This is a genomic window from Candidatus Hydrogenedentota bacterium (assembly GCA_013359265.1).
In the GTDB taxonomy this organism is placed as follows: Bacteria; Hydrogenedentota; Hydrogenedentia; order Hydrogenedentales; family SLHB01; genus JABWCD01.
Genome location: JABWCD010000012.1, coordinates 97,727 through 120,155 on the forward strand (window position 1 = coordinate 97,727; position 22,429 = coordinate 120,155).

Annotated in this window: 18 protein-coding genes; 12 read left to right on the forward strand and 6 right to left on the reverse strand. The window is 61.2% G+C overall.

Annotated elements, in window-relative coordinates; genetic code table 11:
• Nucleotides 1-31: 31 nt before the first annotated feature.
• The 4 genes from HUU46_12945 to HUU46_12960 are packed head-to-tail and all read left to right on the forward strand — an operon-like array spanning nucleotide 32 to nucleotide 3,976.
• Nucleotides 32-661: a DUF1318 domain-containing protein gene (locus HUU46_12945; protein NUM54546.1), complete on the forward strand. Its 630-nt coding sequence runs from the start codon at nucleotides 32-34 to the stop codon at nucleotides 659-661.
• Nucleotides 662-705: 44 nt separating this feature from the next.
• Nucleotides 706-1,824: an archaeosortase/exosortase family protein gene (locus HUU46_12950; protein NUM54547.1), complete on the forward strand. Its 1,119-nt coding sequence runs from the start codon at nucleotides 706-708 to the stop codon at nucleotides 1,822-1,824.
• Nucleotides 1,794-2,390: a hypothetical protein gene (locus tag HUU46_12955; GenBank protein ID NUM54548.1), complete on the forward strand. Its 597-nt coding sequence runs from the start codon at nucleotides 1,794-1,796 to the stop codon at nucleotides 2,388-2,390. Before HUU46_12950 ends, HUU46_12955 begins: the two co-directional genes overlap by 31 nt.
• A gap of 50 nt (nucleotides 2,391-2,440) precedes the next feature.
• Entirely contained in the window at nucleotides 2,441-3,976 is a 1,536-nt protein-coding gene (locus HUU46_12960) for a sugar isomerase (GenBank protein ID NUM54549.1), read from the forward strand.
• Between the two features lie 35 nt (nucleotides 3,977-4,011).
• Here HUU46_12960 and HUU46_12965 read toward each other — a convergent pair whose 3' ends face one another.
• Nucleotides 4,012-4,536, reverse strand: a complete 525-nt coding sequence (locus tag HUU46_12965) for a hypothetical protein (GenBank protein NUM54550.1) — start codon at nucleotides 4,534-4,536, stop codon at nucleotides 4,012-4,014.
• 175 nt (nucleotides 4,537-4,711) lie between these two features.
• Nucleotides 4,712-5,779, reverse strand: coding sequence for a Gfo/Idh/MocA family oxidoreductase (locus HUU46_12970; protein ID NUM54551.1), 1,068 nt, complete (start codon nucleotides 5,777-5,779; stop codon nucleotides 4,712-4,714).
• A 295-nt stretch (nucleotides 5,780-6,074) separates the two neighbouring features.
• Here HUU46_12970 and HUU46_12975 point away from each other — a divergent pair, with 295 nt between their 5' ends.
• The 8 genes from HUU46_12975 to HUU46_13010 all read left to right on the forward strand — a co-directional run bounded on the left by HUU46_12975 (nucleotide 6,075) and on the right by HUU46_13010 (nucleotide 17,378).
• On the forward strand, nucleotides 6,075-6,929 hold the full coding sequence (locus HUU46_12975; protein ID NUM54552.1) for an RnfABCDGE type electron transport complex subunit B: 855 nt from the start codon (nucleotides 6,075-6,077) through the stop codon (nucleotides 6,927-6,929).
• Nucleotides 6,930-7,029: 100 nt separating this feature from the next.
• Nucleotides 7,030-11,946 carry a 2-oxoacid:acceptor oxidoreductase family protein gene (locus HUU46_12980; protein NUM54553.1) on the forward strand — a complete coding sequence of 1,639 codons (4,917 nt, stop codon included), beginning with the start codon at nucleotides 7,030-7,032 and terminating at the stop codon, nucleotides 11,944-11,946.
• A 34-nt stretch (nucleotides 11,947-11,980) separates the two neighbouring features.
• Entirely contained in the window at nucleotides 11,981-13,318 is a 1,338-nt protein-coding gene (rsxC, locus tag HUU46_12985) for an electron transport complex subunit RsxC (protein ID NUM54554.1), read from the forward strand.
• On the forward strand, nucleotides 13,315-14,370 hold the full coding sequence (locus HUU46_12990) for an RnfABCDGE type electron transport complex subunit D (GenBank protein NUM54555.1): 1,056 nt from the start codon (nucleotides 13,315-13,317) through the stop codon (nucleotides 14,368-14,370). Before rsxC ends, HUU46_12990 begins: the two co-directional genes overlap by 4 nt.
• The gene (locus tag HUU46_12995) at nucleotides 14,367-15,050 is read left to right on the forward strand and encodes an FMN-binding protein (protein ID NUM54556.1); all 684 of its coding nucleotides are present in this window, start codon (nucleotides 14,367-14,369) and stop codon (nucleotides 15,048-15,050) included. Before HUU46_12990 ends, HUU46_12995 begins: the two co-directional genes overlap by 4 nt.
• Before the next feature lie 2 nt (nucleotides 15,051-15,052).
• Complete coding sequence (locus HUU46_13000) at nucleotides 15,053-15,715, forward strand: electron transport complex subunit E (protein NUM54557.1); 663 nt, start codon at nucleotides 15,053-15,055, stop codon at nucleotides 15,713-15,715.
• Nucleotides 15,712-16,293 carry an RnfABCDGE type electron transport complex subunit A gene (locus tag HUU46_13005; protein NUM54558.1) on the forward strand — a complete coding sequence of 194 codons (582 nt, stop codon included), beginning with the start codon at nucleotides 15,712-15,714 and terminating at the stop codon, nucleotides 16,291-16,293. The genes HUU46_13000 and HUU46_13005 overlap by 4 nt, the downstream gene beginning before the upstream one ends.
• A 197-nt stretch (nucleotides 16,294-16,490) precedes the next feature.
• On the forward strand, nucleotides 16,491-17,378 hold the full coding sequence (locus HUU46_13010; protein ID NUM54559.1) for an oxidoreductase: 888 nt from the start codon (nucleotides 16,491-16,493) through the stop codon (nucleotides 17,376-17,378).
• A gap of 269 nt (nucleotides 17,379-17,647) precedes the next feature.
• Here HUU46_13010 and hypE read toward each other — a convergent pair whose 3' ends face one another.
• Genes hypE through hypF form a run of 4 tightly spaced genes read right to left on the reverse strand, consistent with a single transcriptional unit; the run spans nucleotide 17,648 to nucleotide 22,428 of the window.
• Nucleotides 17,648-18,703, reverse strand: coding sequence for a hydrogenase expression/formation protein HypE (hypE, locus tag HUU46_13015; GenBank protein NUM54560.1), 1,056 nt, complete (start codon nucleotides 18,701-18,703; stop codon nucleotides 17,648-17,650).
• A gap of 1 nt (nucleotide 18,704) precedes the next feature.
• Entirely contained in the window at nucleotides 18,705-19,820 is a 1,116-nt protein-coding gene (hypD, locus tag HUU46_13020) for a hydrogenase formation protein HypD (protein ID NUM54561.1), read from the reverse strand.
• Nucleotides 19,817-20,071, reverse strand: a complete 255-nt coding sequence (locus HUU46_13025) for a HypC/HybG/HupF family hydrogenase formation chaperone (protein ID NUM54562.1) — start codon at nucleotides 20,069-20,071, stop codon at nucleotides 19,817-19,819. The genes hypD and HUU46_13025 overlap by 4 nt, the downstream gene beginning before the upstream one ends.
• Entirely contained in the window at nucleotides 20,062-22,428 is a 2,367-nt protein-coding gene (hypF, locus tag HUU46_13030) for a carbamoyltransferase HypF (protein ID NUM54563.1), read from the reverse strand. Before hypF ends, HUU46_13025 begins: the two co-directional genes overlap by 10 nt.
• Between the last annotated feature and the right edge of the window lies 1 nt (nucleotide 22,429).

Sequence of the window (22,429 nt, forward strand, 5' to 3'; positions counted from 1 at the left end):
TCGCCGCGCGGGAAGCCGGGAAATCAGCGGAATGGTACGGAACGGTTTCATTTCGGTCTTAGTTGTGGTTGGCATTGTCGCGGGGTGCGCGACGGGCCCGATGGCGGCGCTGCCCAAACATGCGCCGGTGGACCGCGCGGAATTGGATCGTAACGTGGATGCGGTGCTCGCGTACGTCAGCGGATCGTCCGGCGCGGCGCCGGACGGACTGCTTGCGCCCGCGCCGCGGGACAAATCGGACAAGGTCGATGAGCACGATCCGATGACGGCGGCGGAGTGCATGCGTGAACATTGCGCCGAGGTCGCCGCGTTGAAGTCGCAGGGCGTGCTTGGCGAAGACAACCGGGGTTATCTGGAATTGCGCAATACCGATCTCTTTGCAACGCCGGCGGACAAGAACGCAGTGCAGAAGGCGATGGCTGTCGAGAACGATTGCCGTAAGACGCTGTACCGCGGGATTGCCCGCGCGGGCGAGGAGAAGGGGCTTACCCTGACACGTGTGGAGCGCGCGTTTGCCGCGCGGCGTCTGGCGAAGGCCACTTCCGGCGCGGTCGTACAGGCGCCGTCGAACGACGACGAATATGCGCTGTTCCAGGAATCCGCACTCGGCAAACAATTGGGTGCGGCGGTCAAACCAGGCGAGTGGATTACGCTGCCGTAAGCCGGCGCGTTGCCCTTACACGATGAACCCCGCATAATTACGCGATGTCCACCGAAGCCGGCGAGACCCCGACGAAACCGCCGCGCGGCCCCATGTCGAGATGGGCGGCTGTGCGGTTTGTCGTGACGTTTCTCGTGTTGACTGCGTTGCTGCTAACGGCGGGCCGCTACGCGATCAATACATCCGCGATGAATTGGTACCTGTTTCAGGTTGCGCGTCAGGCCTCGTTCGTTCTCGGGGTCGTTGGCACGTCCAGTTCGGTTGAAACGCCGTCGGCGTATGACGGGCGCGCGGAACAAATGCGCGCGGAGATGGACGCGTGGCGACGCGGCGAGGACCCGACGCCCGGAGCACGGGGCGGCGCGGCCACTCCTCTTAGTGCGTACGAAGCGTGGTCGCACCGCGCGTTGCGTCTCGGCCACGATCTGCGCACGGAACGACGCTATCTTGCGCTGACCGATCCGCTTCCCGCCGCTGCGGGCGCCGTAACGTTCGAGCGCGTTGCACAAGTCCGCGCGAGCTACGATCGTCTGCGGGCGTCGACCACGCGCGGCGGCGGGCCGATGGCCATGCAGGTGGCGCCCGACAGCGTGAAGCAATCCATCGCGAGCGTCGGCCCGCTCGTTGACGCGCTGGCGCGGAATGCGCAATCGGGGGGCGTCGTGCAGGACGCCACGGTTATGGAAGTGGAATCCTACGTTGAACAGGCGCGGACAGAGCAGCGCGAGTTCCTGAGCGAACGAGTCGCCCGCATCACCACGCAGATTCAAGACCGGCTCGGTCCGCAGGTGTCGTTTGTGGCGCGGTCGAGCGAAACGCCGCCGCCGCGGTTCACGTTTAGCCTGGTGCCGGATTGCGGCGCATTGCCGTCGATGTCGATTTTTCTCGCCGCGCTGATTGCATTTCCCGCGCCGTTGCGCAAGCGTATCCTTGGTCTGATTGCCGGCGTGCCGATCCTCTACGGAATCAATCTCGCCCGGTTGGTTTGTCTTGCGGTGATTGGCGCGTACTGGAGCGACGACCCGGGCGTGTTCGAGTTCGCGCACCAGTACGTGTGGCAATCGATTTACGTGTTGATCGTGGTCGGGGTGTGGCTGTTGTGGGTCGAGCTCATTGTGCGGCCGGGTACGTCATGGCGGACGAATCCCACGTCCGCCGCGTAGCGCTCTTTGCGCTGCGGCTTGTGTGCATCACGCCGTTCGTATTGGCGCTGTGGTGGCTGTCGATGCCGGTGTATTCGTGGGGGATCGGACAAGCAGCGGCGCTGCTGCTAAAAGTTTTTGGCGGGTATCCGATCAAGGGCGTGATCATCAGCGCGCACGGGCTGCTCAACACCGATACGACGCTGGGGTTCGCGCTGGACAATCGCACGCCGACGACGCCGGTGTCGTGGGTGGTCACGAACGTGGCCGTGTTCATCGCGTTGGTGTTGGCGACGCGCCGGCTGACATGGAGACAACGCGCAACGGCACTTGGCATCGGCTGGGCCATCCTCGCGATTACGCACATCGCACACATCGTGGTGTTCTTTGCGTTTTCCAAAGTTATTGCGCGCAATCCGCAGGCGCCGACGGCAATTGCGCAAATCTTCATCACGCTGCCATTCTTGCTGTGGGTAGTGTTGGCGTATTGGAAGGGACCCGCCGCGGGGACGAATGGAGCGGCGAACGACGGCCCCCCCGCCCCCTCTCCCCCACTTGACGCGCATGAGAAACGGGCGCATGATTAGCGACGGGATGTAAAGCCATTCGGTCTCTCGCTGCACGGGAGGGACACGAAATGTGCTGTCATTGCATCAACCGCCGCGAATTCATGGGCGCATCCGCCTCGATGGCCGTGGGGGCGGCGGGCCTGCTTCACCTCGCAATCGCCGAACCGGTACATGCGCCATTCTCGTCGCTGGAATGGGACCCGGCCAAACCGTTTTTGTCGATCGGCAAATCGCTGCGCGTCCAGCCCGTATTGATGTATCGGCTGCCGACGCACAAGGAAATGTCTTCGTGGAAATCGTGGGGCGGCGTGCAAACCGAGGATGCCGCGCGCGATGAGGCGCAGCGGATCGCGAAGGAACTCGACGATCTCGCCAAGCGGGCGCCGTTCCCGATGACAATTCAACCGGTGGTGCACGTGACGACACCGGAGGAAGCGAGTGCCTCGGCATCGCTAGCCGCAGACGCCACGATTATCTATCCTGCAACGGGATCCGGGACGATGTTGACGGCGTGCGTGCCGGAGCGGGGCGCGATTGTTTTTGTGAGGCACAGGTCGGGTCCCGTCTATTACTGGTACGAGGCGCTGAGCACGCGTTATTTGAAGATGGCGAACGATACGGAGCCGAGCGAAAAGCGGTTGCATGTGGAAGATGTCGTCGTCGATGAGATGGACGAATTGTTGTGGCGGCTTCGCGCGCTGTACGCCGTCGCGAACTTCAAGGGCACGCGAATCGTCGCGCTTGGCGGGCCGATGGGCAAGTACGCGGGCGATGCGCCGCAAGTGGCGCGGGAGAAGTTCGGGTTCGACATCGTCGAGGTGTCATATGACGATTTGGGCAAGCGCATCGAATCGGCGATGAAGGATCCGTCGGTGTTGCAACGGGCCGAGGAGTGGACGCAGGCGTATCTCGATTTGCCGGGCACGTCGCTAGAGACTGATCGCTCGTTTGTGACGAATGCGTTTGTTCTGTACGGGTTGTTCAAACAGATCATGGCGGAGCACGAAACGCACTGCTTCACCATCAAGGATTGCATGTCGACAATCATGCCGATGTCGAAGACGACTGCGTGCCTAACGCTTGAGATATTGAACGACGAAGGGTACGGCGCGTTTTGCGAGTCGGATTTCGTGGTGGTGCCCGCGGGCGTATTGTTGCGGCATCTGACGAACCAGCCGGTGTTCATGCACAATTCGACGTTTCCGCATCAGGCCATGGTGACGTGCGCGCATTGTACAGGGCCGCGGCGCATGAACGCGGACCGCTACGAGCCGGCGCGGATCGTTACGCACTACGAGTCGGAATTCGGCGCGGCGCCAAAAGTCGAGATGCCAATCGGGCAGGAACTCTCGTTCGTGAATCCCGAGTACACAACGGGGCGTTGGGTCGGCATCCGCGGGACGGTCGAGAGCAATCCGTACTACGACATCTGCCGGTCGCAACAGGACGTGCGCATCCACGGCGAATGGAAACGTTTGTTGAACGAGGTACGCGATTCGCATTGGATGATGGTCTACGGCGATCATCTCGAAGCGATCGGGTACGCGGCGCCGCGGATTGGAATTACGTGGGACAACGTCTCCGACGACATGCGTATTGCGTAATCACGGCCAATTCCTGATAAGTCTTCGCGAGAGCGCTACCATTCGCCGTTTATGCACAGGCCGAAGAGTTCGACCGTACCTGTGTTGCCCGGATAGCGGTCACGGACGTGGAGCTCCCACCACCCCCTGGGATCTTCGCCGTTGTACACAAACAGCCCAAGCGCATGAGGGTCATAGTCTTGGATTTGGTACTCCGGCACCGCCGGATACCAAGGCCCCGGCTCCTCATACTTGAACGATCCAAAGGGCCTACTGGCCTGGTCGTTGAAGATTAACTTCGGTTCTCCATCCACGACGTCATTGAACAAAGGGACTACTGTGCCGAGTGGCGATTCGATCCATACCTCCAAATCTGCGAAGTTGGGGTGATCGATCCATACCTCGACGTCGAGGTCCTGAATTTCAAAATAACGTGGCCCCTGAACAATGAGCTTGAGGACAGCACTCCCTTCGGAGTTGTCCGGAATAACCACGCTTCGTTGACCGTAGTACTTCCGGCAACCGGCGAGTGTGGACAACACGAGTACAACCAGGCCGATACGAATGACCTTGTTCCACATGGCGGGAACTCCCGTTCCCCACCCACCATCAGGACATGACCCGGCCACTACGGATGGCAAACGCCAGCTTTGCACCGCACCCTATCTTACTCCGGTAGCGAAAAACGCACAACGGGAATCCAGCGACGAAAGTTGTATCGGCCGTGTCACAATCGCGCGGGGACGCCCATGACGGTTACATCGCCGCCGGCATGCCGCCGGCTTGAAGCACGGTCTTCTGAACAAGGAGATCGCGATCCTTGTCGTACGCGAATGTACGTTCGCCGCGGATGCAGGCGGCGAGATCGGCGAAGTCGAGGACGTGACGTTCCAGATCGTCGAACGCGACCGTGTGAGATCCTTTTTCAAATCCACCCGCGCCGTCTCGGAGCGCGAGGCGAGCCGAGGGCGGTTCGATCGGGTTGAGTACGATAGACCCGTTCTCGCCAACAATCTTGAAGCGGCGGGTCGCGAATGCCTGCGGTTCCATCGCGGAGGACTCGACGGTCACGATTGTGTGAGGAAACTCGAGCACGGCGAGCGTGTTGTCCGCAAGCGCGTCGTTGTTCGAGCTGTCGTGACGGATGAACGGGGTGACCTTCGACGGCGGGCCGAGCAGCAAGACGGTCATGTCGATGAGATGGCAGCCCAGTTCGAACATCAGGCCGCCGGGGAATTGTGCAATTCGTTCGCGCTTCGTGGAATCGAGATCGGTGCAGATGCTTGCGCTAATCGAGTGGATTCTGCCAAGCCAGCCTTCTTTGACCGCGCGGCGGATGAAGTCGAACCCGGGGTTGTATCGGAACATATACCCCATCTGGAAAAGCAGCGATCGTTCCCGCGCCGCGTTCAGCAGGGCGTCAAACTCGGGCAGCGACGCACCGGCGGGTTTGTCCATGTGCACGTGCTTGCCGGCATCGACCGCTTCGCGCGCCAACGCGAGCAATCGCGGCACGCCGCTCTCCACGGCGATCATGGAAACTGATTTGTCGCGCAGCAGTTCATCTTTCGTCAGCCACGTCACGCCTTGCGCCGCAGGTAGCGAGGCAAACCTTGCCGCGACGGTGTCGTCCGGTTCGCAGACACCGACGAGTTCGTAGTCCGGCGATTCTTGGAGCACCTTGAGCACATCGAGGCCGTGGGCGTGGTCAAGTCCCAAGATGCCGCATCGAAGGCGGTTCGGCTTCAACTCCGAGGAGTAGGCCATGTGGAACGCTGCGCCGGTCGCCGCTGCAGACCGGATAAACTGCCTGCGATTTAACATCTCAATTGCCCTTCCGTTGGCCCGAATTGAGCACATGTGCCCTGAACAGTACTGCTCAATCACGACTAAATGAGTCGTGTATTCATCACGCTTGGTCTGCGATACGACCATTTGCGCAGAAATATCAGTAGATTTCGGAGATAAACCTCTTGCGGGTCGAAGGTTCCCGTCATTGGGCTAGGCATCATTGTTGCATTTCCCTTCGTTGGAAAAAACTTTCCTGGACAGTTCGACGGAGGAACACCAGGTACGGGAACGGAAATTCATGGTCAATGTCCTTCTAGCTGGCGCGGTGATGGCGGCAATTGGCGGCGTATTGGCGCTGTCGCTGTCGCTTGCCAGCAAGAAGTTCTATGTGTTCGAGGACCCGCGCATTGACGAAGTGGAGGGCATGCTTCCGGGGGCCAACTGCGGGGCGTGCGGGAGCCCGGGTTGCCGGGCGTTTGCAGAGTTGGTGGTATCGGGGACGAGCGCGCCGGCGAAATGCACCGTCAGCTCGAAGGACGGGATCGCCGCGATTGCGGCGCATTTGGGTGTTGCGGCGGGCGACGTTGAGAGGCGTGTCGCGCGGTTGGCTTGCGCGGGCGGGCGGCACGTGTCGTGGATACGCGCGCAATACAAGGGGATGAGCACGTGCCGGGGCGCAGCGTTGGTTGCGGGCGGGGGCAAGGGGTGCGCGTGGGGTTGTCTCGGATTGGGAGACTGTGCGCGGGTTTGCGAATTTGGTGCGATCACGATGGACGAGCACGGGCTTCCCGTCGTGGACGAATCGAAATGCACGGCGTGCGGCGACTGCGTCGAGGTGTGCCCCAAATCGCTGTTTTCGATTCACCCCGTCAGCCACCGACTCTGGGTGGCGTGCAAGAGCCTGCAACAAGGGGAGCTTGCCGAAGCCGAGTGTGAAGTGGCGTGCACGGGGTGCGGACGTTGCGCCGCGGATGCACCGGGCGTCGTGAGCATTGTGAACAATCTCGCCGTAGTGGACTACGCAAAAAACCACGGCGCCGCACGGGACGCGATTGAGCGTTGTCCGACGGGCGCGATTGTGTGGATAGACGAAAAGGCCGGGCCCGTGAAGGGCGCCGAGGCCAAACCGATTTCTCGAAAATCATCGCTGCCGGTGAAGCCGAAGGCGAATGTGATGGGATGAACAGAACGAGCGCGGTGCGGCGGAATCGCCGCGCTGGAATCGAGGCACAGCCATGAAGCAGAACGACAAGCAATTCAAGTATCCGGGGACGCGCGACGCGATGGACGGCAATACGGCCGTTATCATGTGCGAGCGCGAATCGACGGATGGAGCGGGCGCGTACCCGATTACACCATCGACGCAGATGGGCGAGTACTGGGCGGAGAACGCGGCGGCGGGACACGTGAACGTGTCGGGCCGTCCGTTGATCTTCATCGAGCCGGAAGGCGAGCACGCGGCAGCGGCGGTGACGGCGGGGCTTTCGATGACCGGGCTTCGCGCCGCGAACTTTTCGTCCGGGCAGGGCATCGCCTACATGCATGAGTCGTTGTACGCGGCGGTCGGCAAGCGCCTGACGTATGTGCTGAACATGGGGTGCCGCGCGATGACGAAGGCGTCGCTAAACGTACATGCGGGGCACGACGACTACCACTGCGTGGACGACACGGGGTTCTTCCAGGTGTTCGGCAAGTCGGCGCAGGAGGTCTGCGACCTGAACATCATCGCGCACCGGATTGCGGAGCTGTCGCTGAACCCTGGCATCGTTGCACAGGACGGGTTCCTGACGACGCACTTGATCGAGTCGCTGATGGTGCCGGAACGCGAGTTGATCCGCGAGTACCTTGGATCGCCGGGCGACATCATCGACACGCCGACGCCGGCGCAGCGGATCATCTTCGGGCCGAGACGGCGGCGCATTCCGGAATTGTGGGACGTCGACAATCCGGTAATGGCGGGCGTGGTGCAGAACCAGGATTCGTACATGCAGAGTGTGGCCGCGCAGCGGCCATTCTTCTTCGATCACATCGCGCAGATCACCGACGAGGCGATGGACGATTTTTACGCGCTCACGGGGCGGCGATACAGCCGTGTGGCGACGTATCGCTGTGAAGACGCCGATTACCTGATCATCGGCCAGGGCAGCGTGGTGAGCAGCGCGGAAGCGGTCGCCGACTATTTGCGCGAAACGCGCAAGATCAAGATCGGTGTCATCAACATGACGATGTTCCGTCCATTCCCCGGCGATCTATTGTGCAAAATCATCGCGGGGCGCAAGGGCGTGACGGTGCTCGAGCGCACAGACCAGCCGCTTGCATCGGACCTGCCGCTGATTCGCGAGGTGCGCGCGGCGATCGGCAAGTGCCTCGAAAACGGCCGCGCCGGCAAGGGCGAATTGCCGTATCCCGATCATCCGGTGTATCGCAAGGCGGATGAAGTGCCGCCGTTGTACTCGGGATCGTTCGGGTTGGGCAGCCGCGATTTGCAGCCGGAGGGCATCATCGGCGCGGTCGAGAACATGATCGAGGGCGGCGCGAAGAAACGTTTCTACTACCTGAGCGTGGACTTCGTGCGCGACAAGGCGTACACGCCGAAACAGGAAATCTATCAACAGGAGATTCTCGACGCGTATCCGCGCATCAAGGAACTCGCGGTCCACGGCAGCGAGAATCCGAACCTCATGCCGAAGGACAGCATCACGGTGCGCATGCACTCGATCGGCGGGTGGGGCGCGATCACGACGGGCAAGAACCTGGCGATGACGCTCTTCGACTTGTTGAACCTGCACGTGAAGGCCAACCCAAAGTACGGTTCGGAGAAGAAAGGCCAGCCAACGACGTATTACCTGTCCGCGGCGCCGGAACCGATTCGCATCAATTGCGAATACTTCTACGTTGACGTTGTGCTATCGCCGGACCCGAACGTGTTCCACCACTCGAATCCTCTTGCGGGATTGAAAAAGGGCGGCGTGTTCATCATCCAGAGCGATCTCGATTCGCCCGAGGCGACGTGGAAGGCGATTCCGCCGCGATTCCAGAAGGTGATCGTTGACAACGACATTCGCGTGTTCTACCTCGATGCGTTCAAGATCGCGCGCGAGGAAGCGGGCGATCCCGAGTTGCAGTACCGCATGCAGGGCATCGCATTCCAGGGCGCGTTCTTTGCGGCATCAAGCGTGATGGAGCAGGCGAAACTTACGGAAGAAACGTTGTTTAAAGCGATCCGCGCACAACTCGAGAAGAAATTCGGTGCGAAGGGCGCTCGGGTTGTTGAAGGCAACGTTCGCGTGGTGCAGCGCGGGTTCGTCGAGCTGAAAGAGATCGTGGACAAGCGGGTCCTCGTGGAGAACAACGGCCCGCGCAAGGCGCCGCTGCTGCCCGCCGCGCTGAAGGAACTCCCCGCGAGCGATGCGCGCGCAACGGACGTTCACCGGTTCTGGGAACAGACCGGCAACTTCTATTTGACCGGAAAGGGCAACGATAACCTGGTTGACCCCTTTATTGGTCTCAGCGTGATTCCGGTCGCCACGGGCGTGTTCCGCGACATGACGCAGATTCGTTTCGAACACCCCAACTGGGTGCCCGAGAACTGCACTGCGTGCGGAAAGTGCTACACGGTCTGTCCGGACAGCGCGATTAGTGGGCTGGTGCATTCGGCGCCGGACATCTTCGGCACGGTCGTGCAGCGCATCGAGAAGCACGGACACCCGGTGAAACACCTTCGCAAGGCGCTGCGCACGACGGAGACATTGCTGCAGACGCGACTTTCCTCGGAAGGCGAGAAGGCGGACGTGAACCGTCTCATTCGGGACGCCGTCGCGGATACCTGCGCGGAAATCGGACAGGATGACGAGGCACGCTCGGAGATTGAAGCGGAGTTTGAATTGTTCCTAAAAGAACTTGGCAGCTTCCGGTTTTCGATAACGAAGCCGTACTACATCCAACGTGAAAAGTCCATCGCCGGCAGCGGCGGGCTGCTGTCAATCACGGTCGACCCGTATGCGTGCAAGGGTTGCAACGAGTGTGTGCGCGTGTGCGAGGACGACGCGCTGCGGACGGTGACGCAGACGGCGGAGACTACGGCGCGCCTCAACGCGGAGTGGGACTTCTGGCAGTCGCTGCCGACAACGCCGCCGGACTTCATCCGCATAGAAAGTCTGGAAGAGAAGATCGGGGCGCTCGAGACGCTGTTGCTCGACAAGCGGAACTTCAAATCGACGGTTGGCGGCGACGGCGCCTGCCTGGGCTGCGGCGAGAAGACGGTTGTGCACTTGTTCACGGCGACCGTCGAGGCGCTGATGCAGCCGCGCGTTAAGAAACAGGTCGAGCGGATTAGCGAACTCATTCTGCGCCTCGAGACGCACATTCGCATGAAGATGGCGAGCACACTGAACCTGGGCGACGTTGCGGCGATCGATCAGGCGTTGACAAACCTACGCGACCAGGACGTTACGCTATCGAGCATCGCCGCGTCGCTCGACGCGGACCATGCGGGCAAGACGATCGACGCGGATTGGCTCCTGTTCGTGACGCACCTGCTCGATAGACTGCGCCAGTTGAAGTGGCAGTATACGGAAGGCGTGACGAAGCGCGGCCGGGCGACAATGGGGATGATCAACTCGACGGGATGCACGTCGGTATGGGGTTCGACGTATCCGTACAACCCGTACCCGTTCCCGTGGGCAAACCACTTGTTCCAGGACTCGACATCGATGGCGCTCGGCGTGTTCGAGGGCCACATGGCGAAGATGGCCGAGGGGTTCAAGGCCATTCGTATGGCCGAACTTGAGCTCGCGGGCGAATACAACGCGAAGAAGTACGAAGAATTCTTCACGTATTTCGACTGGCGCCAGTTTACGGACGAGGAGTTTCATCTCTGCCCGCCGGTGGTTGCAGTCGGCGGCGACGGCGCGATGTACGACATCGGGTTCCAGAACCTGTCGCGCATGATGATGACGGGCAAGCCGGTGAAGGTGCTGATTCTCGATACGCAGGTGTACTCGAACACGGGCGGCCAGGCGTGCACATCCGGGTTTATGGGCCAGATATCCGATATGGCCCAATACGGAAAAGCGATCAAGGGCAAAGAGGAAATCCGCAAGGAGATCGGCTTGATCGGCATGGCGCACCGCACGACGTACGTGCTGCAGGGGAGCATGTCGAACACGACGCACCTAATCGAAGGGTTTATCGACGGGCTGAATGCACGGCGTCCGGCGCTGTTCAATATTTACGCGCCGTGCATGCCGGAACACGGCATCGGCGACGACGTGGCGCAACTGCAGAGCAAGCTCGCGGTCGAATCGCGCGCGTATCCAATCTTCCGCTACAACCCGGACAAGGGCATAACGCCGCCGGAATGCTTCGACCTCGAAGGCAATCCCGAGATTGAGATTGACTGGCCCACGTTCCGAATCCCATACCTCGACGAGAACGGCGCGAAATCGGAGATGGAAGTACCGATGACGTTTGCGGACTTTGCGGTTACGGAAGGGCGCTTTCGCAAGCAGTTCCGTACGGCGCCGCGCGACACATGGAACGAGAACATGGTCCCGTTGCACGAATTCATCGGGTTGAGCGCCGAGGAGCGCGAAGGCAAGTTCCCGTACATCTGGGCGACGGACAAGAAGCAGCGGATCATCCGTGTGATTCCGTCGCAAGTGGTGGTGGACTCGTGCGAGGAGCGGCGCAGCTTCTGGCGCATGCTGAAGTCTGTTGCGGGCATTCGCAAAGAAATTGACCCCGAAGAGATCGCGCAAAAAGTGCGGCTGGAGATGGCGGCGCGCCTCGCGGGGCGCCTGCTCGAGATGGCGGGCGGAGGACCGATGGCGGCCGTCGAAGCGCTGATGGCGCCACCGGCCGCGGAGCAAGAAGCGGCGCCCGCCGCCGGCCCCACCGCGGCGGTGGGCGCGCCAGTCGCGGCAAAGCCCACGACCGCGAGCGGCAACGGCTACATCGCGCCGTACATCACATCTTCCGAATGTACGGCTTGCGACGAGTGCATCAAGATCAACAACAAGATCTTCGCGTACAACGAACAGAAGAAGGCATACGTGAAGGACCCGAAGGGCGGGCCCTATCGCGATCTGGTGCGCGCGGCGGAGAAGTGCACGGCACAAGTGATCCATCCGGGAATGCCGGCAGACCGCTCGGAGAAAGACATCGACAAGTTGATCAAACGCGCCAAGAAGTATTTGTAAGGACGAGTGCCCGAGGATCGCCATGCTGGCGCAAATGCGACATATCGCGAAGACGTTCGCGCGCGGAATTCATCCGCCGGAGCACAAGGAGGGCACGCGCTCTCTGGCGATCCGGCGTTTGCCGTTCGCGCCCGAACTCATTGTGCCGTTGCTGCAACATACGGGGGCGCCCGCGGCGCCGTGCGTCAACGACGGGCAGGAAGTCGTACGGGGGGAGCCAATCGCGAAGGCGGGCGGGTTTGTTTCGGTTCCGATGCACGCGCCGGTGACGGGTGTCGTAACCGCAATCGAACGCAGGCTGAGTGCGAAAGGCGACATGGTTCGATCGATCGTGATCCGCACGTATATGGGCGCGGACCAGGAAGTGCTGTACAGCGCGCCGCAAGACATCGACACAATGCCGGTACATGAATTGATACGGGCCGTGCAGGACACGGGGGTGGTGGGTCTGGGCGGCGCGGCGTTTCCGACGCACGTGAAGTTGGCGGTGCCCGAAGGTAAACGCATTGACACCGTGATCGTGAACGGGTGCGAGTGCGAACCATATCTGACCACCGACCACAGGGTGATGCTCGAGTATGCCGACGATATTCACGTGGGAATACAGATCGTGCAGAAGGCCGTCGGCGCGGAGCGCACGGTAATTGCGACGGAGGACAATAAGCTCGACGCGGCGGAAGCGCTGTGGACGTCGCCCCGCATTGCGCCAACGACGTCGATCGCCGTCCTGAAGACGCATTATCCGCAAGGCGCGGAGAAGATGATCACAAAAGTCGTGCTTGACCGCGAGGTGCCATCGGGTGGATTGCCGGCGGAAGTTGGCGTCGCGGTGTTCAACGTGGCGACGCTGGCGCAGCTCGGCGAGCTGCTGCCGAAACGGCAGGGGCTAATCGAGCGCGTGGTGACGATCACCGGGCCGGGCGTGGCGCATCCGGGTAACTATATGGTCGCGCTGGGGACGCCACTAAGCTTTGCGCTCAAGCATGCGGGGTTGCGCGCCGATGCGACGGAGGTGATCTTTGGCGGACCGATGATGGGTCCAGCGGTGGCGGACCCCGATGTGCCCATCACAAAGGGTATTACCGGCATTCTCGTGCTGACGGAAGCGGAAACTTCAAAGCAGCCCACGAAAGTGTATCCGTGCATCAAATGCGGGCGCTGCGTTGAGGCGTGCCCGATTCACCTCAATCCGTCGCGCCTGGGGTTGCTCGCGAAGAGCGGGCTGTACGAAACGATGGAGACGGATTTTCATCTAAGCGATTGCTTCGAGTGCGGCTGCTGCACGTATGTGTGTCCGGCGCACATTCCGTTAGTCCAGCAGTTTCGCGTGGCGAAGCAGTTAAACCGGCAGCGGAAGGCGGCACAATCATGAGCGCGAAGGCGCACATGCTCGAGTTGAGAACGTCGCCGCACATGCAGCGCGCGGAGGGCGTCGAGACGATCATGCTCAACGTTGTGATCGCGCTGCTGCCAATTGTGGCGTTCGCGGTGTTCCTGTTCGGCGTGAGCGCGTTGGCGCTGGTGATCGCCACAACGGCGGCCTGCGTTGTCACCGAATACATCGTGTGCAGACTCGCGAGCAAAGAACCGACGGTGAACGACTACAGCGTTGTCATTACGGGAATCCTGCTGGCGCTGACGTTGCCGCCCGGATTGCCGCTCTGGATGGCGGCGGTTGGCGGCGTGGTCTCGGTGGTGGTCGGCAAGGCGGTATTCGGAGGATTGGGGTACAACGTTTTCAATCCTGCGCTGGTTGGACGCGCGTTCTTGCAGGCGGCGTTTCCTACGGCGATTACGACGTGGTCCCCCCCACTCGCGCCAGGCCGGTTCACGTCGTTCATACCGTCGACGTTGACCGCGCCGTTTGCCATGGCCAACCCGATCGGCGACTGGGTGAAATCGCTCGGCATTGACGGTTTTAGCGGGGCGACCCCGCTGGCGCTGCAAAAATTCGAGCACATCCCGACGAATGTGGGTTCGCTTGCGATGGGAATGACTTCCGGCAGCGCGGGCGAGACGTCGGCGATTCTGATCTTAGTCTGCGGCGCGTATCTCGCGTGGCGCAAGATGCTGGATTGGCGCATACCCGCATCGATGCTGTTTTCGGCATTTCTCACGAGCGGCGCGTTCTACGTTGTCAATCCGGATCAGTATCCGACGCCGGTGTTCACGCTCTTCGCCGGTGGATTGATGCTTGGCGCGGTATTCATGGCGTCCGACATGGTGGCGTCGCCGGTGACGCCGCTTGGTGTGTGGATTTACGGCGCGTTGATGGGAATTCTCACGGTAATTATCCGCCTCAAGGGAGGTCTGCCCGAGGGCGTGATGTACGCAATCCTCCTGGGCAACGCCGTGTCGCCGATCATCGACAACCTGACGCAGCCGCGCATTTACGGCGCGCGCCGCGCGAAGGCGAAGCTATGAGCGCATCACCACAGATAGCGCAACGGCGCGGTGGCGATATGTGGCGAATGCTGCGGACGCTCGCGGGCGTGTCGCTGCTAAGCGGCATGCTGATTGTGCTGGCGTACGAGACGACGCTGCCAAGGATTCTCGCGAACCGGCAACGCGCAATCGAGGAGGCCGTGTTTCGGGTATTGCCGGGGGCGACGGCGAAGGTTACGTATGCCGTCGAAGGCGAATCGCTTCGACGTGCGCAAGAGGGGCACGCAGGCGGCGAGAAGATTTATGCGGGTTATGACAACACGGGGAGATTGGTTGGGGTCGCGATCGAGGGCGCCGGCCAGGGCTACCAGGACGTGATTCGTGTGCTCTTTGGCTATTCGCCGGACACGCAGTGCGCGACAGGATTCACGGTGATTGAAAGCAAAGAGACGCCGGGGCTTGGCGACAAGATTGGGTTCGATCCGGCTTTTTTGGCGAATTTTGACGGGCTTCCATTGACCGTTAACGACGACGTTTCCGGTTTGCAGCACGACGTCGTGGGCGTAAAGCACGGTGCAAAGAAGAGCGCATGGGAGATTGACGGGGTTTCCGGCGCGACAATTTCAACGAGGGCCGTTGGCCGGATCGTCACCGACAGCGCGGGGCGAATTGTGCCGATCGTGTTGAAGCAGGTGGACCAGATTAGGGCACGCGAATGAGCATGGCGAAACAGACAAACTTGGGACCGTCACCGCTCGACACCCTGCTCAACGGGCTGTGGCGGGAAAACCCGGTCTTCGTGATGGTACTGGGCATGTGTCCGACGCTTGCCGTAACGAACTCGGTCACGAACGCAATCACGATGGGGATTGCCACTACGTTTGTACTCGTTGGGTCGAGCACGCTCGTGTCGCTGATGCGGAACGTTGTACCGAAGCAGGTGCGCATCGCGACGTACATTGTCATCATCGCGACGTTTGTCACCATCGTCGATTACGTCATTCAGGCAATTAGCTTGCAGGTGTATCAGGCGCTCGGGGCGTTCATCCAACTAATTGTCGTGAATTGCATCATTCTTGGCCGTGCGGAGGCGTTTGCTTCCAAGAATACGGTTCACCGGTCCGCGCTGGATGCGATTGGCATGGGGCTCGGCTTTACGATTGCGCTGTTGTGCCTGGGGTGCGTGCGCGAGGTCCTGGGGGCCGGTACGTTTATGGGCGCGCGTGTCACGGGCGATCGGTTCGAACCGTGGGGGCTCATGGTGCTGCCGCCGGGCGGGTTTTTCGTGCTGGGCGCGTGGCTGCTCGTGTTTTCGTGGTGGCGGCAGCGCGGCGACGCAAAGGCTTCGCAGCCGGACGAAACGGAAAAGGCGAACGCCGCATGAAGTCCGATTCGTTGACATTCATTTTCTTGAACGCGTGCATTATGAACAATTTCGTCTTGAGCGCGTTTCTGGGGATTTGTCCGTTTCTGGGCGTATCGGGGAAGCTCGATACGGCGAGCCGTATGGGCATTGCGGTCACGTTCGTGATGCTTGTGACATCGGCGTGCGCGACGGGAGTGAACCTGCTGTTGGCGTATTTGCAGATGGAGTATCTGCGTCTCATTTGCTTCATTGTGGTTATCGCCTGCGCCGTGCAGCTTGTGGAAATGGTGATGAAGAAATTCAGCCCCGCGCTGTTTCGGGCGCTGGGAATTTACCTGCCGCTAATCACGACGAACTGCGCGATCCTGGCGCTGGCGTTGTTCCAGACGTTCAAACAATACAACTTCCTGCAAGGCATTGTGTACGCCGTTGGCGCGGGCGCCGGCTTTTCGCTTGCGCTCGTCATCATGGCGGGCCTGCGGGAACAGTTAAACCTTGCCGAAGTACCGGACGCGGTGCGCGGCACGGCGCTGAGTCTCATCATTGCGGGCATCTTATCGCTCGCGTTCATGGGATTCGCAGGTTTGGGAGGTTAGGCGATGCTGGGAATCGCGCTTACTTCCGCGATGGTTTTCGCCCTCCTGTTGGTTTGGACGGCGATCGATGACAGGTATGGCGGCACGGCATCGGACGCGGAGGGCGACGGTGCGTGCCCGAGCGGACACCGGTGCTTGTTCTGCTCGTGTGGAAGAACGCGCTCGATGGCGGAGAGCGCAGATGGAGGACGACGTCAATGAACGCCGAAACAAGAGAGACAACAACACTTCTGCGCGAGTACGACATCAGCCACCCGAAGGTGGCCATCGTCAAAGAGTCTACGCGCATTACGCCCTTGCAGTCCGACGTGGAAGTGCGGCATATCGTGCTCGATATTGGCGAAGGCGGACTCGACTTTGTCGAGGGCCAGAGCATCGGCGTGCTGACGCCGGGACCGCACGACTTCGGCAATCCGACGCATTTGCGACTGTACTCGATAGCAAGTTCGCGCCGCGGCGAGGACGGGAAAGGCATGACTATTTCAATCTGCGTTCGGCGCTGCTACTACGTCGACGAAATCAGCGGCGAGCGCTATCCGGGCGTTGCGTCAAATTTCTTGTGCGACGCGCTTCCCGGGGACCGAATAGACGTCACCGGGCCGTACGGACACCAGTTTTCGGTTCCGAGCGATGTAAACAGCAACATTCTCATGGTCGGGGTGGGCACTGGCATTGCTCCGTTCCGTGCATTCGTGAAGCATATTTATGACGAACGGCGCACATGGAAAGGCAAAGTGCGGTTGTTCTACGGCGCGCGTACGGGTATGGAGACGCTGTATCTCAACGACATCAAACGCGACATTGGGCAGTTTTACGACAAGGACACGTTCAAGGCGTTCGAAGCGGTGAGCCCGCGCCCGCATTTGGATATGCCGGTCGAACTGGACCGATTGCTCATTGCAAACGCGGAGGAAATCTGGGAGTTGGCGAACGATTCGAGGACCTACGTATACATCGCGGGGTTGGAGGATGCGTCAAAGCATTTCAACAAGGCAATGTCCGCGATTGCGGGTTCCGAAGCCAAGTGGGCGATGCTGCGCGAGGCGTTGGTGTCCGAGAAGCGGTTGTTCGAGTTGTTGTATTGATTCGACTGTCCGCTAGTGTCCTGAGTTTGAAATCAGTTCTATAAGGTCCATTGGGTCTCAATCACACATCCCCCTAAATCCCCCTTCAAAGGGGGACTTAATGCGGCGCAAACGACGTGGTTCCGCAAATCCTAAATCTCCCTTCAAAGGGGGACTTAATGCAGCGCAAACGACGTCGTTCCGCAAATCCTAAATCTCCCTTCAAAGGGGGACTTTGAGCGCGATGTCCGTGCGGGCAGTCTTTTGCAGGGAATTTCAGACTCACGACACTAGCAGATTCGCGGAAGTTGCTCGCCGCTCGGCATGTCGAGAATTCGGACGCTGCCGATGCGGCTTTCGATCGTGACGCGGGCGGGACTGGAATCCAACACTTCGCCGATAACGGCGGGAGTCGTGTCCACGGCGTGACCGCGCAGCGTATCGAGTGCGCGATCGGCATCCGAATGGTCTACGATCGCGACGAAGCGCCCTTCGTTTGCAACGGCCAAAGGGTCGAGTCCCAAAAGTTCGCACGCGCCGCGGACGTCGTCGCGGACGGGTATTGCCGATTCGCGCAGATGCACAGCGCGTCCGGAGGCGGCCGCAATCTCGTTGACGGCGCTGGTCAGTCCGCCGCGTGTCAGATCGCGCAAACAACGGATGGCGACGTTTTCGCGCAGCAACGCCAATACGGGGGCGGCGAGCGGCGCGCAGTCGCTGGTGAGCGTCGTTTCGAATTCGAGCCCTTCCCGCACGGCCATAACCGCGATTCCATGACGCCCCAGATCGCCGCTGACCAACACTGCATCGCCGGGTTGAATCGATCGCGGCGCGATGACGCGGCCGTGTTCGATTACGCCAATACCGGCGGTATTGATGAACACGCCGTCGCCGTGACCGTGTTCTACGACTTTTGTGTCACCGGTGACGATTTGTATGTTGGAGGCTTCCGCGGCCCGCTGCATGGATGCCACGATATCGGACAAGACCTGCGTGGGCAGTCCGGCTTCGACAATGAATCCGGCGCTGAGGTACAGCGGCCGCGCACCGGCCATCGCGAGATCGTTCACCGTGCCGTACACCGCGAGCGATCCAATATCTCCGCCGGGAAAGACGAGCGGTTGTATCACAAACGAGTCGGTCGTGAAGGCGAACCGCGTGCCGTCGACTGCGAATACGGCCGCGTCGTGGTCCTGGCGGAGGAGGTCATTGTCGAACTGTGACTTGAAGACACGCTCGATTAGACGGTGCATGGCCGTTCCGCCGCCGCCGTGAATCATGGTGATTTGTTCGTCCTGCGGAAGCGGAAGCGGACAGGACAGAGATTCGGGCGTCTGGCCGTTCATGCTATGCGCACGGGCCTGCGAGAACGGCAGGTTCGGACTGCTTGTACCGGTAATAGGCCGCACAGGCGCCTTCGCCGGAGACCATCGGCGCGCCGAGTGGATGGTCAGGTGTGCAGCGGGTGCCGAACGCGGGGCACTCGCGCGGCTTCTTCACGCCGCGCAGCACGAGCCCGCTGATGCAATCCTCGGATTCGTGCGCGACGATTTCCGAGACGTCGAAGCGGCGCTCCGCGTCGTAGCGGTCGAACGGCGGGCGCAACGCGAGTCCGCTGCGCGCAATCGTACCGATGCCGCGCCACCCGCGTGGCGCGATCTGATACACGGTCTCGATAAGGCGCTGCGCGTGCCGGTTGCCTTCGCGCGACACGGATCGCGCATATTGGTTTTCGACTTCCGCCCGGCCTTCCTCCAATTGGCGCACGCACAGGAGCACGCCATGGAGGATGTCAAGCGGTTCGAACCCGGTTACGACGATTGGCACATTATACTTCTTTGCGAGCGGCTCGTATTCGGTATAGCCCATAATCGTACAGACGTGGCCCGCCGCAAGGAATCCGTTTACTCGGCAATCGGGTGACGAGAGAATGGCTTCCATCGCCGGCGGGACGAGCACGTGTGAACAGAGGATGGAGAAGTTCTCGATATTTGATTGGTGTGCCTGAAACACGGCCAATGCATTTGCAGGCGCCGTGGTTTCGAATCCCACCGCGAAGAAGACAACCTGCTTGCCGGGGTTGTTCTTTGCGAGATTGAGCGCGTCCAACGGCGAATACACGATGCGCACGTCCGCGCCGGACGCTTTCGCGCGGAACAGGTCGTCGCGGCTTCCGGGGACGCGCAGCATATCGCCAAAGGAACAGAAGACGGCGTCTGGCTGGCGCGCGATGGCAATGGCCTTGTCGATGAGTTCGACGGGCGTGACGCAAACGGGACAGCCGGGGCCGTGGATCAATTCGATCGCCGGCGGAAGCAACTCGTCAATCCCAAACTTGACGATGGCGTGGGTCTGCCCGCCGCACACTTCCATGATGGCGTGCGGCCCGGTTGTAACGCGGCGAATTTCATCCGCAATTCTGCGCGCATTGGATGCATCGCGGTATTCGTCGATGTATTTCACGACGAAGCGCCGCCAGATTCTTCGAGTTCACCGAGTTGGTCCAAGTAGTCGAAAATCCTTTCCGCTTCGGCGTCGTTGACAATGCTGATTCCGACGCCGGCGTGTACGAGCACGTATTGTCCTTCACTGGCTTCGGGCAGGAGCGCAAGCGAGACCTCCTTCACCATACCGCCGAAACTGACGCGGGCCTTTCTGAGAATCGGATCGCCTTCGTCGATCGACAGGATTTCGCCGGGCACGGCTAGGCACATCGCGACGGCTCCGCGGGGTGTCGCATCGCAAATACTGCCTGTCCTAATGCGATACCGCCGTCGTTTGGCGGGACGAAGCGGTGCCAATGGGGAAGGAAGCCGTTGTCAGTGAGCAGTGCGATGGTTCGTTCGGCGAGCACCGAATTTTGGAAGCAGCCGCCGCTAAGTACAACCTCGTAGAGATGGGCGCGGCGCGAGACTTCGAGAATAGCCGTGGCAAGCGAATCGTGAAAGCACGCTGCGATGTGCTGCGGTGGTTCGTCGTTGCGCACATCAGCGGCCAGGGCGCGTATGACGGGCGCCCAATCCAGGACAATTCCGTCCCCGCGTTCGATCACGTCAAACCGGTACGCAGCACCATGGGCCGGCGCGTCCTTCGCGAGTGCTTCCAGCAACATTGCCGCCTGGCCTTCGTAGGATGCGCGCTGGCATACACCGCAAATGGATGCGACGGCGTCGAAGAGCCGGCCCGCGCTGGTCGTGACCGGCGAATTGATGCGATTCTGTATCATGGCGATAAGCGTTGGGATTTCATCGCCGCGAAAGGCGCGCAACGTCGGGATGAGCCCGAGTCGAGCGGGATTCAATCTATCAAGCGCGGACCGCGAAACTTCTACGGGCATTGCACCGGATTCCATGAGCACCGAGAGCGCGGACCGGCGCGGTTCGCGGATGGCCTGGTCGCCGCCGGGGAGCCGGAATTCGCGCAGGTGCGCGATGCGCGTGAAGCCATCCCGGGTGGCGCGAAGAAACTCCCCGCCCCAGATTCTGCCGTCGGTACCCAAGCCTGTCCCGTCCCACGACACGCCAAGAACGGGGCCTTCGAGTTTGTGCTCGGCCATGCACGCGAGGATGTGCGCGTAGTGGTGCTGCACACCGCGCACCGGCAGGGAAGTCGCGCGGGCGAGCTTTGTGCTTGCGTAATCGGGGTGCAAATCGCACGCGACTTGCTCGGCGCTGCCGCCAAAGAGCCGCGTCATCGCCGAGACTTCGCGTTTGAATGCGTCGACGGCCTGGACTGACTCCAAGTCGCCGATGTGCTGGCTGACGAATACCTGGCAGCCCTTGGAAACAGCGACCGTGTTCTTCAGGTGCGCGCCCGCCGAAAGGGTGCACGGACCTGTTTCGCCGCAATCGATGGGCAGCGGCGCGTAGCCGCGCGCGCGGCGCAGCACCATTTCGCGGCCGGCGATGACGCGCGCGATCGAGTCGTCCATCTGACGCACGATGGGGCGGTCGTGAACAAGAAAGAAATCGGCGATGCCGCCGAGGCGTTCCAGCGCCTCGTGTTCGTCAATGCAGATGGGTTCGTCGCTCTTGTTGCCGCTGGTCGCGACGATGGGAAAACCGAGTTCGTCCAAGAGCAGGTGATGCAATGGCGTGTAGGGCAGCATGACGCCGAGCGTGGCGACGCCCGGCGCGACGTTGGCCGCTACGCGAACGCACGCCCGCCTGCGGTTCAGCAATACTATCGGCGACTCGGGCGACACGAGCAGCGCCGCCTCGAGCGGTAACACGTCGCAGTCGGCCCGAACCATATCGAGATCGGGATACATGACTGCGAACGGCTTTTCATCGCGGTGCTTTCGTTTTCGCAGCAGGGCAACCGCGTGCGCGTCGCGCGCGTCGGCAACGAGCTGGAACCCGCCCAAGCCCTTCACGGCCACGATGCGGCCCGCGCGCACCTCCGTCGCCGCCATGAGCAGCGCGTCATGGTGCGACGCGTACACGTCGCCTTCGGGTCCCCAAATGGATATTGACGGACCGCAATTCGCGCAGGCGATGGGTTGCGCGTGGAACCGCCGGTCGGCGGGGTCCTCGTATTCGTCGCGGCACTGCGCACACATTCGGAATGCGCGCATCGACGTGTTGGGCCGGTCATAAGGCATCGCGTGCACGAGGGAGAAACGTGGCCCGCAGTGGGTGCAGTTGATAAATGGATAGCGGTAGCGCCGGTTCGAGGGGTCACGCATTTCGCGCAGACACTCCGCGCACACGGCAATATCCGGCATGACAAACGCGCTGGTGTCACCATCCTTTTCGCTGTCTACAATCGCGAACTCCCGGGCATGTACCGGTGCGAGATGGACGACATCCATGGTCTCGATGCGCGAGAGGGGCGGCTTTTCGGCATGCAACCGCCGAAGAAACGACTGGACGGCGGCCGACTGACCCTCGGCGTCGATGACGAGGCCGTACGGCGAGTTCGCGACTGTGCCTACGAGATCGAGTTCAAGCGCGAGGCGATACACGAATGGGCGAAAGCCGATGCCCTGTACCGCGCCGCGCACCACGACGTGCACGCGAACGATTTCGTGCGAGCCGACAGCGTGCGTGTGGATAGTGTTCACGTCCATC